Origin of the sequence: Pararhodospirillum photometricum DSM 122, from assembly GCF_000284415.1 — a bacterium.
Classification (GTDB): domain Bacteria; phylum Pseudomonadota; class Alphaproteobacteria; order Rhodospirillales; family Rhodospirillaceae; genus Pararhodospirillum; species Pararhodospirillum photometricum.
Map to the genome: position 1 here is coordinate 253,341 of NC_017059.1, position 12,178 is coordinate 265,518.

15 protein-coding genes are annotated in these 12,178 nt (G+C 64.7%); 6 read left to right on the forward strand and 9 right to left on the reverse strand.

The features are described 5' to 3' along the window. The gene (locus RSPPHO_RS01050; protein ID WP_081581612.1) at positions 1 to 1,755 is read right to left on the reverse strand and encodes a sensor domain-containing diguanylate cyclase; all 1,755 of its coding nucleotides are present in this window, start codon (positions 1,753 to 1,755) and stop codon (positions 1 to 3) included. Positions 1,756 to 1,994: 239 nt separating this feature from the next. On the opposite strand from RSPPHO_RS01050, the gene RSPPHO_RS01055 reads away from it, so the two are divergent. After that, positions 1,995 to 3,698 carry an MATE family efflux transporter gene (locus RSPPHO_RS01055; protein WP_051013540.1) on the forward strand — a complete coding sequence of 568 codons (1,704 nt, stop codon included), beginning with the start codon at positions 1,995 to 1,997 and terminating at the stop codon, positions 3,696 to 3,698. A 41-nt stretch (positions 3,699 to 3,739) separates the two neighbouring features. Here RSPPHO_RS01055 and RSPPHO_RS01060 read toward each other — a convergent pair whose 3' ends face one another. The 6 genes from RSPPHO_RS01060 to RSPPHO_RS01085 form a co-directional block, all read right to left on the reverse strand. Next, on the reverse strand, positions 3,740 to 4,285 hold the full coding sequence (locus tag RSPPHO_RS01060; protein WP_014413436.1) for a F0F1 ATP synthase subunit B family protein: 546 nt from the start codon (positions 4,283 to 4,285) through the stop codon (positions 3,740 to 3,742). Continuing rightward, positions 4,282 to 4,776, reverse strand: coding sequence for a F0F1 ATP synthase subunit B family protein (locus RSPPHO_RS01065; RefSeq protein ID WP_041793657.1), 495 nt, complete (start codon positions 4,774 to 4,776; stop codon positions 4,282 to 4,284). The genes RSPPHO_RS01060 and RSPPHO_RS01065 overlap by 4 nt, the downstream gene beginning before the upstream one ends. 212 nt (positions 4,777 to 4,988) lie before the next feature. Continuing rightward, entirely contained in the window at positions 4,989 to 5,216 is a 228-nt protein-coding gene (locus RSPPHO_RS01070; RefSeq protein ID WP_014413438.1) for an ATP synthase subunit C family protein, read from the reverse strand. Between the two features lie 64 nt (positions 5,217 to 5,280). Continuing rightward, positions 5,281 to 6,006: a F0F1 ATP synthase subunit A gene (locus RSPPHO_RS01075; RefSeq protein ID WP_041793658.1), complete on the reverse strand. Its 726-nt coding sequence runs from the start codon at positions 6,004 to 6,006 to the stop codon at positions 5,281 to 5,283. Further along, the gene (locus RSPPHO_RS01080; RefSeq protein ID WP_041793659.1) at positions 5,990 to 6,379 is read right to left on the reverse strand and encodes an AtpZ/AtpI family protein; all 390 of its coding nucleotides are present in this window, start codon (positions 6,377 to 6,379) and stop codon (positions 5,990 to 5,992) included. Before RSPPHO_RS01080 ends, RSPPHO_RS01075 begins: the two co-directional genes overlap by 17 nt. 179 nt (positions 6,380 to 6,558) lie before the next feature. Next, entirely contained in the window at positions 6,559 to 6,939 is a 381-nt protein-coding gene (locus RSPPHO_RS01085; protein WP_041796242.1) for a bleomycin resistance protein, read from the reverse strand. A gap of 177 nt (positions 6,940 to 7,116) precedes the next feature. Between RSPPHO_RS01085 and cbiM the strand changes: the two genes are divergently transcribed. Further along, positions 7,117 to 8,589 carry a cobalt transporter CbiM gene (gene cbiM / locus RSPPHO_RS20700; protein ID WP_242390545.1) on the forward strand — a complete coding sequence of 491 codons (1,473 nt, stop codon included), beginning with the start codon at positions 7,117 to 7,119 and terminating at the stop codon, positions 8,587 to 8,589. On the opposite strand, the gene RSPPHO_RS01100 is transcribed toward cbiM, so the two are convergent. After that, positions 8,571 to 8,873, reverse strand: a complete 303-nt coding sequence (locus RSPPHO_RS01100) for a hypothetical protein (RefSeq protein WP_041793661.1) — start codon at positions 8,871 to 8,873, stop codon at positions 8,571 to 8,573. The two genes, cbiM and RSPPHO_RS01100, sit on opposite strands and share 19 nt — an antisense overlap. Positions 8,874 to 8,982: 109 nt before the next feature. After that, the gene (locus RSPPHO_RS01105; RefSeq protein ID WP_014413442.1) at positions 8,983 to 9,294 is read right to left on the reverse strand and encodes a sulfurtransferase TusA family protein; all 312 of its coding nucleotides are present in this window, start codon (positions 9,292 to 9,294) and stop codon (positions 8,983 to 8,985) included. 97 nt (positions 9,295 to 9,391) lie between these two features. Here RSPPHO_RS01105 and RSPPHO_RS01110 point away from each other — a divergent pair, with 97 nt between their 5' ends. From RSPPHO_RS01110 to RSPPHO_RS01125, 4 genes are all read left to right on the forward strand, one after another. Then, complete coding sequence (locus tag RSPPHO_RS01110) at positions 9,392 to 9,814, forward strand: Ros/MucR family transcriptional regulator (protein WP_041793662.1); 423 nt, start codon at positions 9,392 to 9,394, stop codon at positions 9,812 to 9,814. 264 nt (positions 9,815 to 10,078) lie between these two features. Next, positions 10,079 to 10,495: a Fur family transcriptional regulator gene (locus RSPPHO_RS01115; protein ID WP_041793663.1), complete on the forward strand. Its 417-nt coding sequence runs from the start codon at positions 10,079 to 10,081 to the stop codon at positions 10,493 to 10,495. 54 nt (positions 10,496 to 10,549) lie between these two features. Then, positions 10,550 to 11,347 (forward strand): GNAT family N-acetyltransferase, encoded by a 798-nt coding sequence (locus RSPPHO_RS01120; protein ID WP_041793664.1) that lies wholly within the window; start codon positions 10,550 to 10,552, stop codon positions 11,345 to 11,347. Positions 11,348 to 11,357: 10 nt separating this feature from the next. After that, positions 11,358 to 12,158, forward strand: a complete 801-nt coding sequence (locus RSPPHO_RS01125; protein ID WP_014413446.1) for a lysophospholipid acyltransferase family protein — start codon at positions 11,358 to 11,360, stop codon at positions 12,156 to 12,158. Positions 12,159 to 12,178 lie beyond the last annotated feature (20 nt).

Consider the following 12,178-nt stretch of genomic DNA (forward strand, 5'->3'; position numbering starts at 1 on the left):
TCAAGGCGAACGGGGGCCGGGGGGCCCCCTTGGACCCCCTGGCCTCGGGGTTATTGACACGCCACGGGGGCTTGTGTGTCCCCCGGAGGCATGGGATACCAGGGGAGGCGTTCGTTTCGGGGACGAGGAGCTGACTTCCACCCGGTTTCTACCGTTGTGCTTGGCGCGATAGAGGGCTTCATCGGCGCGGATCAGCATGTCCTCGGCGGTTTCCTGGCGGGAGGCATCCCAGCAGGCGACACCGATGCTGACGGTCACGACAAACTCGGCACCGTTGACCTTCATGGGGGTCGCGGCCAGGGTCCGGCGCAGGCGCTCGGCGATCCGGGTCGCTTCCAAAACCGAGGTCCGGGGCAGCAGCACCGAGAACTCCTCGCCGCCCAGCCGCCCGACGTGGTCCGTCGTGCGCAACAGGGTTTGGGTCATCGCGGCAAACCGACACAAGGCCACGTCGCCCCCCTGATGGCCGTAGTGGTCGTTGACCTGTTTGAAGTGATCCAGGTCCAGCGCCAGCAAACAAAAGTCCTCGCGATAACGGGACGCACGCTGGACTTCGGCCTGGAGCAAGATAAGGAAATAACGGCGGTTCGCGCATCCGGTCAGGACATCGGTTGAGGCCTGCTGCGCCAGATGACGGGCATGACGCCGACTTTCGAGGACATACAGCACACAGGCCGCCCCGAACAGAAGGAGAAAAAACCCGGCCACGCTGGACAAAACGAACCACCGCTGCTGATCGTCGCGCAGGGAAGCCACGGAGGTGAGTTCCCGCAAGACATGGACCGTCACCAGATCGCCATCGCGCTCGGCATGGATCCAAGGGAGGTCGCTCCCCAAACGCCGATAGGCCCCATCCTCGCCCTCCTTGGGCGAGCGCTGGAGATCGACGGCAACAAAGGTTTCTTGCTGATAACGACCGCGCCGTTCGTCAGCAGAGAGCGCTTCCACCGTCGCTCCGGGCACGACTTTCATGCGCAGGTCGGGATCATGGGCGTAAATGATGACGCCATGGATGTCGGTCAGAAAGGTATCCGGGCCAAAACGCTCGGCAAGATCGGCCAAATTGACCCGTGCCCCAATAGCCCCCAAAAAATGTCCACCCAGCATCACCGGAGATGTAAAGAAAAACCCGGGAATTTTCCCGATTTTTCCCAGAGCGAACTGTTGCCCATCTTGCCCCATCCGGGCCTGTTTGAAATAAGCGCGATCGCTATAATTTGCGCCCGTATAATCCACACCAGCCACCGGGGCCGCGATCGCGATGGTATCGCCCGCCGCGTTCATCACCCAAAGGCCCCGCGCCGTGATGTCACGACGACCGATCAGGGCCCGAAGTTGGGCCGCCAACTGGGCGAGGCCCGGGTCGGCCCGCCACAGCCGGTTGCGGTCCTCGGGCGCGAGCGGCGACGGTAAGACATCGGGCCCAAAGTCGGCCAGCCGCGCCAGCACCGTTTCCTTGCTGGCCAGGATCATGGGAATGGTCCGAACGTGCGCGAAACTCACGCGACACTGGGCGGCGAGAATCTCGGCATCATAGGCCGCCTCCTGGCTCTCGCGCGCGATCAGGTCACGGAGGCGCTCCTGGGCGCGGGTCTGGGTAAGCCACCACGCTTCCCCGACCCAGGCCGCCACCAGAAGGATCAGGCCCGCTCCGAGCACCGGCCCCCACGGGCGAGAGATCCGAGGCTTTTTCACAGCAACAGACGGTTCCCCTCCCGGATCACTCGGGTCGGTTCGAGGGACTTCCTCACCCATGGCCCCTCCTCGTGCGACGAACGACCGGCAACGCCCCACTATACGACTTCAGCGAGAAGTATACCTCTTCGTTTCTTCATCGAAAAGAGCTGTCACGGACCGAAAGATCCCCTGAGTGAGAAGACGGGGGGCTCTCGGCAGGAGGGGACGGGCGCCCGCTCCATGCCCTTTGTCACACAGCCTTCCCAGCCCTCGCGTTCCAGCGGTAGCATAGGGCTCACGAAGGTAAAGGACACATCATGCTTCCCCCCGTTCGGACCTGGGCGGCCGAGGCTCGGGCCACGCTGGCCTTGGGCGCGCCCCTTGTTTTAACCAATGTGGCCCAGGTGGCCATTGGCACCACCGATACCTTACTGCTAGGCCGCTTGGGGCCGGATGCGCTGGCCGCCGGCACCTTGGGCCTCAACCTGTTTTGGGCCGTGTTCGTTCTTGGCGTTGGCTTGGTCACGGCCACCCAGCCTTTGCTGGCCCAGACCCTGGGCGCCAAGCGCCACTCGGTGCGCGCGGTGCGTCGGATCACACGGCAGGGCCTTTGGCTTAGTTTGGGCGTTGCCCTCGTCGCCGGGATTTTTCTGTGGCACAGCGGGCTGATTTTGCGCGCGCTGGGCCAAGATCCGGTGTTGAGCGAGGGCGCCCAAACCTATTTGCGGGCCATGCTGTTCGGGCTGTTCCCGGCGCTGGCCTTTCAGACCCTGCGCTGCTTCTTCGCCGCCTTGGAGCGTCCGCGCGTCCCCTTGGGGGTGACGGCCGTTGCCGTGGTCCTCAATGCGATCTTGGGCTGGGCGTTGATTTTCGGCCATCTGGGGGCCCCGGCTCTCGGCCTGACCGGGGCCGGGCTGGCGGCGGCGCTCGCCAACGCCTTTTTGTTCCTGGCCCTGCTCGGCTATGCCCTCGTGGACCGGCACTTGCGCCGCTATGCCCTGATCGGCCGCTTCTGGCGGATCGACCGAAAGAATAGCCGCGAGTTGCTGCGCATCGGGATCCCCATGGCCCTCACCATGGGCTTCGAGGTCACGGGCATCAACGCGGCGGCCTTTCTCTGCGGCCTGATCGGAGCCCAGGCCATTGCCGCCCACGCCATCACCCTTCAGGTGGCGGCCATCACCTTCATGGTGCCCATGGGGCTGGCCCAGGCGGCGACGGTGCGGGTGGGTTTGGCCATCGGCGCGGGGGATGCGGCAGGGGCCGGGCGGTCGGGCTGGGTGGCGCTGGGCCTGGGCGTTGCCTTCATGACCCTGACGGCGGTCTTGTTGCTGCTGTTCCCGAGCGTTATCGCCGGGCTGTTCTTGGACCAAAACGACCCCGCCGCCCAGGCCGTGCTGCCCTTGGCCACCACCTTGTTGATGATCGCCGGCGCTTTCCAGATTGCCGATGGCGCCCAGGTGGTCAGCGCTGGGGCCTTGCGCGGCCTCCCAGGCGGGGTTCGGGGCGGCAGCCCCGATTACCCCGAAGCGAAGCACCCCTCCCCGAAAGGATCCCCGATGGACAGGTTTGACCGTCTTATTTTGGAAGCTCTGCAAGAGGATGCGCGTCTGCCGATGCCGGCGCTGGCCGAGCGGATTGGGTTATCGGCGCCGGCGTGTTATCGCCGGGTGCGGCAGTTGCGAGAGTCGGGAGCGATTGAGCGGGAGATGGCGGTGGTGGCGCCGCGCACCCAGGGCTGGCCGTTATCGATGCTGGTGCTGGTGACGCTGGAGCGTGATCGGGGGCCGATCATTGACGAGACGCTGCGGCGGCTGCGCTTGGCGCCCGAGGTGATTGATGCGTGGTATGTAACCGGCGACCATGATTTGGTGCTGCGGGTCGTAGCGCGCGACATGGAGCGCTATGAGGCGTTTACGCGCGAGGTGCTGCATGCAGACGAACACGTGCGCAGTTTCACCACGCTGGTGGTGATGCGCCATGCCAAGCGGCTGGCGCCGATTCCGTGGGCGGGAGACTAGAAGGCTGGGGAGGCGCGGGCCTCCCCAGCCCCCTCGTTGGCTTAGTTGAGGCGGCCGGGCAGGTCCTTGATGGTGTCCTGGATCAGGCTATTGCGCTCCTTGTCGCCGAGGGCTTCGCCCATGACGCGACCGGCGGCGGCAATGGCAACATCGGCGGCGGTGTTGCGGACTTGGGCCAGGGCCTGGGCTTCGGCCTGGGCGATGCGCTCCATGGCCTGCTGTTCGCGGCGCTTGATGGAGGCGTCCAGGTCGGCTTCGGCCTTGGCGCGCAGGCGCTTGGCCTCTTCCTGGGCGTGGCGGACGATGTCCTCGGCCTCTTTCAGGGCGTCACGCTGGCGGCGCTGGTAGTCGGCCAGCATGGCCTGGGCGTCTTCGCGCAGGCGCCGGGCGTCGTCGATGCGGGCCTTGATCTCGGCGGCGCGGGCATCCAGGATGCCGAGCACCTTGCGCCGGGCCTTGAGGAAGACAAAGCCGACAACAATCACGAACGCGACGGCAACCCAGAAGGCCGGATCGGCAAATCCGGTGGGATGGGCGCCGTGGGCGGCCTCGTGCCCGGTCTCGGCGGCGAGAGCGGCGGAGATCATCGGCCTTGCTCCTTGAGGACGGTGGCGACGGCGCCGTCAACCCGCTTGGCTTCCACGCTAAGGCCAGCCAGACGCGACACGATGCCCTGGGCAACGCTGCTGGCGACCTCGCGGACATTGGCCAGCGCGTTATCCCGCGCCTTGGCAATGCGGGATTCGCCGTCCTTGATCTGGCTGGCGAGACGGGCGTTGACCTCGGTGGTCCGGGCGGTGGCCTCCTGGGTGGCGGCCTCGGTCACGGTGCGAATGGCGTCCTGGGCGTTGGCGCGGGCCTCAGCCAGGGCGGTTTCGTAGGAAGCGATGGCGGCCTCGGTCTGGCTCTTGAGACGCTCGGCCTGTTCCAGGTCGTCGTCGATCATCTTCTGGCGCTGATCCAGCGTCTCGGCCAGACGGGGGATCGCCAGCCGGGACATCACCACGTACAGAAGGACGATGGTGACCGCCAGCCAGAGAAACTGAGACGGAAACGTCGAAAAATCAAATTGAGGCATGCTCGGAGGCTCCCGCGGCGGGCAAGGCGGCGTGAAGGGATCGATCGGAGCCTGACGCTCCGGCGCCCAGGCGGACACCCAGGCCAGAGAGCGGTGGCCCAGCGCGCGACGAACCGCGCGCCCCGCCGGCGGTCCCGGGACCTCGAAGACCGCCGCCCCAAAAAGGCGGCGATCGGAAAGGTCCAGGAGATCCGCCGTCGCGGCCGTGCGCTTTACGCGGCGAACAGAACGATCAGCGCCACCACCAGGGCGAACAGCGCAATCGCTTCCGTCACCGCAAAGCCGATCCAGCCATACAGCTCGACGCTGGACTTGGCGGCCGGGTTGCGGCCAACGGTGGCGATCAGGTTCGCCCAGATGTTGCCCACGCCGATACCAGACCCGATCATGCCAATGGCGGCCAGACCAGCGCCGATCAGCTTCGCGGCTTCAGGTTCCATGGAACTTCCCTTTCAAGTAAATGAGGCAGTTGGACCGGTGGAGAGAGCCTCTCCGACGCCGGACTTAGTGCATGTTGATGGCGTCGTTGAGGTAGATGCAGGTCAGGATCGTAAAGACATAGGCCTGCAACGCGGCAATGAAGAACTCAAGCACCGTGATGCCCAAGACCACCGCGAAAGGCACCAAGCCTCCGACAATCCCCAGGGCCACCACAAAACCAGCGAGAACCTTCAGCATGATGTGGCCGACGGTCATGTTGGCAAAAAGTCGGACCGAGAGGCTGAAGGGACGCGACAGGTAGGAAATCAGCTCGATCGGGATCAGGATCGGTGCGGTGGCCAGGGGCGCCCCGTGCGGGAAAAACATCCGCAGATAATGGGTCCCGTGCCGGGCAAACCCGATAATGGTCACAACGACGAAGACCGCGATCGCCAGCCCGGCCGTGACCGCGATGTGGCTGGTGAAGGTAAAGGAGTACGGCAACATACCGATCATGTTGCCCAGAAACACGAACACAAACAGCGTGAAGATATAGGGGAAATACTTCATCCCCTCCTTGCCCACATTGTCGCGGATCATGTTCGCGATAAATTCGTACATCAGTTCGGCGACGCTCTGGAGGCGACCCGGAACGACGGTGCGTCGCGCGGTGGCAAACCAGAAAAAGGCACCGGACAGGGCGACCGCCGCCACCATCATCAAGGACGAATTGGTGAAGGAGAGGTCGAGGCCCGCCACATGGATGGGCACCAGGGGTTTGATGGCGAACTGTTCAACCGGACTGGCCACGGCTCTTGTTCCCTTCCTTTGTTTCCTTGCGCGCGATCGCGGCGCCCAGGCCGACGGCGTCGTCGAGCCCCTTGACCACACGATACGCATTCGAGACGCCGGCCGCGCCTCCCAGCAACAGGCACACCACCAAGCCGATCGGCGCGGATCCGATCCAGGTGTCAAGCCCGTAGCCCAGCGCCCCGCCAACAGCCACCGTGGTGACCAGTTCGATGCTGATGCGCATGCCAATGCCCAGACCCGACGCCCGACCCGCGGGCCCCCCCGGACCCTGGTCGCCGGCCTCTTTCCCGTGGCGCACGGCTTCTCGCTCTCGAGCCTGTGACAGGCGCGCAGCGATCTCGTCCGGGCCCGGTACGTCCGGTTCATTCATGCGGTAGACATCCCCCCAAGCCACAGCGGCCCGGCCCGGCCCCGGTCTCCCGATCCGTTCCATGGCGCGCCCGCTTCCCGGTGGCGATCCGTCGGAAAAGCCCGGGCAAAATACGGAGGGTGCAAGGGGGTGTCAAGTCGCTGCGGCGGCGGCGGCGCTCCCTCAGGCCCGAAAAGCGGCTAGCTCGGCTCCTCGCCAAAGCGCAGCAAGCAGCCATCAGGATCGACAACCTGGAACTCCTGCCCCCCCCAGGGGGTGGTTTCCAGGGCCCGGACCCGGGTTGACGGCGGATTGGCCCGCACCGCGCGCCACAGCCCCTCGATTCCTTGCACCGAAATATAAAGAGCCAGCCGGGTTCGGGTCAGACGCTGCGCCGCCGGGCTCTCGGCGCGGGTAAAATGCACCGACTGGCCGTCATAGGCCACCACCCCGTAGCTCTCGTCCTCCTCGACAAAAATCCGCTCAAAGCCGAGATGGCGCACATAGAACCGCACGCTCGCCGCCACGTCGTGCACGGCCAGAATAGGGCTGATCGACAGGACTCGGGGTTTGGACGCCACGACCACCTCTTCTTGGGTTCGGCGAGAATGACGTAAAGGGGAACACACCCCCCCGACTCCGTCAACCTCGGGCCCTCGCGGACTGCCGCCGACACCTGGACAGGCTCTCGCTCGACGCGCATGATTATGCGACGCCGTGATCAACGGCCTGACCCACAAGGGGGGAGTCGCGCCACCATGTCCGCCGCCCGTTCCGCCATCTTGGCCCTGGCCGTTCTCGGGGGAGGTATCGCCCCCGCCTTGGCCCACTTCCAAGAACTGATTCCCGACCGCGCCGTGATCGAGGGCAGCGCGCCGGGACCGGTGACCTTGGACCTGACCTTCACTCACCCCATGGCCCATGGCCCGGTCATGCCCATGGGCCAGCCGGCCCGGGTGGGCGTGCGGGTGGGAGACACCACGCAAGACTTGAAGGCCGCCTTGAGCGAGCGCCAAAGTGACGGTCAGCAGGCCTACCGCCTGACCCACACCCCGCGCACCCCCGGCGACTACATTTATTTTGTCGAGCCCGCCCCCTATTGGGAGCCAGCCGAGGAAAAGATGATCGTCCACTACACCAAGGTGGTGGTCGATGCCTTTGGGGCCGACGAGGGATGGGACACCCTGGTCGGCTTCCCCGTGGAAATCCGCCCCCTAACCCGCCCTTACGGCCTTTATGCCGGGCAGGTGTTCACCGGTGTTGTCCTGCACAACGGCCAGCCGGTGCCCCACGCCCCGGTCGAGATCGAGTACCGCAGCGAGGGCAAGATCAAGCCCCCGGCCGAGATCTTCACCACCCAGGTCGTCCATGCCGACGCCAACGGCACCTTTAGCGTCGGCCTGCCGCGCGCCGGCTGGTGGGGCCTCGCCGCGTTGATTGACGGCCCCACCCCAATGAAAAACCCCCGACGGCAAGGACGTCCCCGTCGAATTGGGCGCCCTCCTGTGGGTCAACACCCAGGACATGCCCCGCTAAAAGAAGGGGCCTGGGGAGGCCTGCCTCCCCAGCCTTCCCTTTTTCCCGTCCCCTTGCCCCCTTCGAGGAGCCCCCTGATGCACCTTGCCGACGGCATTCTCCCCTTAAGCGTGGCCTTACCCGCAGCAGGCCTAGCGGGGGCCGGGGTCGTGCGCGGTCTGGTCGCCCTCACGCCCGAACGCCTGCCCGCCTGCGCCTTGCTGGGCGCCGTGTTTTTCGTCGCCAGCCTGATCCACGTTCCCATCGGCCCCTCTAGCGCCCACCTGATCCTAACCGGCCTCCTGGGCATGGTCCTGGGCTGGGCTGCCTTCCCGGTGGTGCTGGTCGGCCTGATCTTGCAAGCGGTGTTCTTTGGCTTTGGCGGGGTCCTGGCCCTGGGCGTCAACACCTTGAGCATGGCCGTGCCGGCCGTTCTCATGGGCGGGCTGTGGCGAGTTTTGGGGCCCTGGGCCCAGACCCACGGCCTGAGCGCCGGACTGGGCGGCCTATGCGGAGCCGGCGCCCTTTTGCTGTCCGCCCTCCTGGTGGCCGGCGCCTTGAGCTTGGCCGGCGAGGCTTTTTGGCCGGCGGCAACCCTGGTCTTGGTTGGCAACGCCCCGGTCCTGGTCGTGGAAGCTTTGGTCAGCGCCGCGGCGGTCGCCCTGGTAGGGCGCGTTCGGCCCGACCTTTTGCACCTTCAAGGAGCCACACCATGACCGTCGCACGTTTTGCCGGGCTGGTCCTGCTCGTCGTCGTTGCCCTGGCGCCCTTTCCGGCCGGGGCTCACGCCCTTAAGCTGTTTGTCACCGTCGAGGGTCAAACCCTGGTGGGGCAGGCGTACTTCGGCCAGGGACGGGTCCCGGCCGGCGCATGGGTCCGGGTCACGGATCCCAACGGCGCCTTGCTGGCTGAAACCCAAACCGACGCTGATGGCGCGTTTCGCGTGGCGGTCCAGGGGGCGGTTGATCATGTCGTGGTGGTCAACGCGGGTGATGGCCATGCCCGCACGGTGACCATTCCAGCAACCGACCTTGCTGGAACCGCGCCATCGCCCTCCCCTCCTTCTGCTCCCTCCCCTTCTACTCCCTCCCTTTTTATTCTGGGAATACTTAAAAAGTATTGGGTGAAAAAGGGGGGAGAGAGCGTTTTTGGCGGGTATTTCTCGAGTTCACGACGATCGAAAGGTGGTGGATGTCGGGGAGGGACTCGGGGGAGGCGGGGGCAAAAGGCAGAACGGTGTGTCCCAAGGCCTGGGCAGAGTGGGAGACATTGGTCAGCGTTTCATCACCTTTCAAACGCACGGCCAGAACATCGCCCGGGTCGAGGGCATCAAGCCGGAGCCTGATCTTGACGAAGGTCATGGGGCATACTTCAGAGCTGACGTCAATAAAGGCAGTGTAGGGGGTCTCGGCGCTGTCCATTGGAAAGTTTCCTTTTTTGCTGTGTTGAAGAGGCTTCCGTTTTCGGACACACTGAAGTATGGTTCGATGAGTCCCGAGTACACTGAAAGGCCGGTTGATGACATCTCCTCTGAGTGATAAAGAAATCATCGAGCTTACCTCCCGGATCGTGGCCTCGCACGTTGGCAACAATTCGGTGCCGGTTTCCGATCTGCCGGACCTGATCGGGAACGTTCATCGCGCGTTGACCAATCTTGCCGGTCCGCCGCCCGAAGTTGAGGAAAAGCCGCAGCCCGCTGTGCCGATCAAGAAATCGGTGACGCCGGACTACATTATCTGTCTTGAAGATGGCAAGAAGCTGAAGATGTTGAAGCGCCATCTGAAGACGGCTTACGACATGACGCCCGAGGAATACCGGGAAAAGTGGGGACTACCGGCCGACTATCCTATGGTGGCCCCCAATTACGCGAACCACCGCAGCTCGCTTGCCAAAAAGATCGGCCTGGGAACCCGCGCCCGCCGAGGGGAAGCCGAGGTCTAGTCACAGACCCGGTCTTTGTGACACGATCAGGGTTGACGCACCATCGGGGCTGCCCCAGCGCGAAGACGCGGGGCAGCCGTTGGTCTTGGCGGCGCGGGCCGAACGTGTCGGGGATCGCCCCCAACCGCAGTGCGCAGACGGGCTCCTGAGACGGGGCTGCTCATTCTCTGGTGAAAAGGCATCGCGCATGTGTGTCGCGATGCCTTTTCAACACGCCGCCCCGCCACTAGGATGGGCCGAACGACGAACCGAGGGACGGGCCGCATGATGTCGAGCATAGAAAAGCGCTGCCTGGAAAAAGGGATGAAGATGACCGAACAGCGTCGCGTGATCGCGCGGGTGCTGTCGGAGGCGGTCGATCATCCCGATGTCGAGGAGGTGTACCGCCGCGCCACCGAGATCGACCCCCGGATCTCGATCGCCACGGTGTATCGGACCGTCCGGCTGTTTGAAGAGGCGGGGATCTTGGAGCGCCATGATTTCCGCGACGGCCGGGCCCGCTACGAGGAAGTTTCCGATGAGCATCACGACCATCTCATCGATATCAACTCCAGTGCGGTCATCGAGTTCCACAGCGACGAAATCGAACGGATCCAGCGGGAGATTGCCCGGCGGCTGGGGTACCGCCTGATCGGGCACCGGTTGGAGCTGTACGGCGTGCCCTTGGATGACCAAGCTTAGGCTCGGTCTGGCAGCCGTCTTGACGCGGGTGTGGTTTTAAGAAGTGGGTGTGGGATGGGTGTTCTGGGGGATCTGCGCGCCGGGTCGCTGGAAGTGACGCTGGCGCAGACCGAAGAGGATGTGCAAGCGGCCCTCTCCTTGCGCTATCGGGTCTTCTACGAGGAGATGGGGGCACGGCCAACGCCGGAAATGGCGGCGCGCAAACAGGATTTTGATGCCTACGACGAGATTGCCGACCACCTTCTGGTCATCGATCACGCGCAAGGAACGGGGCCGGAGCGGGTGGTGGGCTGCTATCGCCTGATGCGCCGGGAGCACGCCGCCTATATCGGGCGGTTTTACAGCGCCGATGAATATGACCTGACGCCCATCTTGGCGATGGACGGTAATGTTATGGAACTGGGCCGCTCGTGCGTTGATGCGTCGCACCGCAACCGCTCCAGTATGCAGATGCTCTGGCGGGGGATTGCCGCCTATGCGCACCGGCACGAGATTGACCTGATGTTTGGCTGTGCCAGCCTGCATGGGACGGATCCGGCGGTGTTGGCGGCGCAACTGTCGTATCTGTACCACTATCATCTGGCGTCGCTGTCCTTGCGGCCGCGAGCGGTTCCCGAGCGCTACTGCCCGATGAACCTCATTGCCGCCGAGGCCCTGGATGCCCGCCGCACGATGTCGCTACTGCCGCCCCTGATTAAAGGCTACCTGCGTTTGGGCGGGTTTTTTGGCGACGGGGCGGTGATTGATCATCAGTTCAACACGACCGATGTTTGCGTTATTGTCAAAACGGACCTGATCACCGACAAATACAACAAACACTACGATCGCACGGCCCGCGATCTGGACCTGTAGGGAAAGCCCGATGTTCTCCTACGTTTCCGCTACCGCTCGCTTGGTGTTGTTTGTCGCTTGGACCCTAATCACTCTTGGGCCCTACGCGGCGCTGATGATCGCCCGCTGGCGGTATCGGGAGGTCGGGCGTTTTTACTGGCGGGTGGTCGCGCGGATTATCCGCCTGCGGGTCAACGCGGTGGGCGCCCTGGCGGCCGAGCGCCCCTTGATGGTGGTGTCCAACCATGCGTCGTATCTCGACATTGTAGTGCTGGGCAGTCTGATCCCCGGGGTGTTCGTCGCCAAGTCTGAGGTTGGGTCGTGGCCGGGCTTCGGGCTGTTGGCGAAGGTGGCGCGCACCGTGCTGATTGACCGGCGCCGCGCCGCCACCGGCGAAGCTCGCAGCGAAATTCGGCGCCGCCTCGCCGAGGGCGAAGCGCTCATTCTTTTCCCCGAGGGCACCAGCAACGACGGCAACCGGGTCTATCCCTTCAAGAGCGCCCTGTTTTCGGTGGCCGAGGAGGCGGTGGTTCTGGAGGGGGAAAGCAGCCCCCGGCCGGTGACGGTGCAGCCGGTGTCCTTGGCCTATACCCGGGTGGATGGGCTGCCCATGGGGCGGGCATGGCGGCCCTTGTATGCGTGGTATGGGGCCATGGATCTGGCGCCGCATCTTTTTCAGGTTCTGGCGTTTGGCGTGGGCACGGTCGAGGTGGTTTTCCATGATCCGGTGCGCGCCGACGCGTTTGCCTCGCGCAAGGCTCTGTCCACCCACTGCGAGGCCCTGGTGGTGGCCGGGGTTCGCCAAGCCCTGCGTGGCCGGGCAGAGGCTTGACAGCGGGCGGGTGGGTGGTA

Bases quoted from the DNA above. Each gene is read 5' to 3' on its own strand.
- RSPPHO_RS01125 (WP_014413446.1), top strand. From the start codon at position 11,358: ATGTTCTCCTACGTTTCCGCTACCGCTCGCTTGGTGTTGTTTGTCGCT.
- RSPPHO_RS01080 (WP_041793659.1), bottom strand. From the start codon at position 6,379: ATGAATGAACCGGACGTACCGGGCCCGGACGAGATCGCTGCGCGCCTG.
- cbiM (WP_242390545.1), top strand. From the start codon at position 7,117: ATGTCCGCCGCCCGTTCCGCCATCTTGGCCCTGGCCGTTCTCGGGGGA.
- RSPPHO_RS01110 (WP_041793662.1), top strand. From the start codon at position 9,392: ATGACATCTCCTCTGAGTGATAAAGAAATCATCGAGCTTACCTCCCGG.
- RSPPHO_RS01065 (WP_041793657.1), bottom strand. From the start codon at position 4,776: ATGCCTCAATTTGATTTTTCGACGTTTCCGTCTCAGTTTCTCTGGCTG.
- RSPPHO_RS01060 (WP_014413436.1), bottom strand. From the start codon at position 4,285: ATGATCTCCGCCGCTCTCGCCGCCGAGACCGGGCACGAGGCCGCCCAC.
- RSPPHO_RS01100 (WP_041793661.1), bottom strand. From the start codon at position 8,873: ATGGCCATCACCCGCGTTGACCACCACGACATGATCAACCGCCCCCTG.
- RSPPHO_RS01115 (WP_041793663.1), top strand. From the start codon at position 10,079: ATGATGTCGAGCATAGAAAAGCGCTGCCTGGAAAAAGGGATGAAGATG.
- RSPPHO_RS01105 (WP_014413442.1), bottom strand. From the start codon at position 9,294: ATGGACAGCGCCGAGACCCCCTACACTGCCTTTATTGACGTCAGCTCT.
- RSPPHO_RS01055 (WP_051013540.1), top strand. From the start codon at position 1,995: ATGCTTCCCCCCGTTCGGACCTGGGCGGCCGAGGCTCGGGCCACGCTG.
- RSPPHO_RS01050 (WP_081581612.1), bottom strand. From the start codon at position 1,755: ATGGGTGAGGAAGTCCCTCGAACCGACCCGAGTGATCCGGGAGGGGAA.
- RSPPHO_RS01070 (WP_014413438.1), bottom strand. From the start codon at position 5,216: ATGGAACCTGAAGCCGCGAAGCTGATCGGCGCTGGTCTGGCCGCCATT.
- RSPPHO_RS01120 (WP_041793664.1), top strand. From the start codon at position 10,550: ATGGGTGTTCTGGGGGATCTGCGCGCCGGGTCGCTGGAAGTGACGCTG.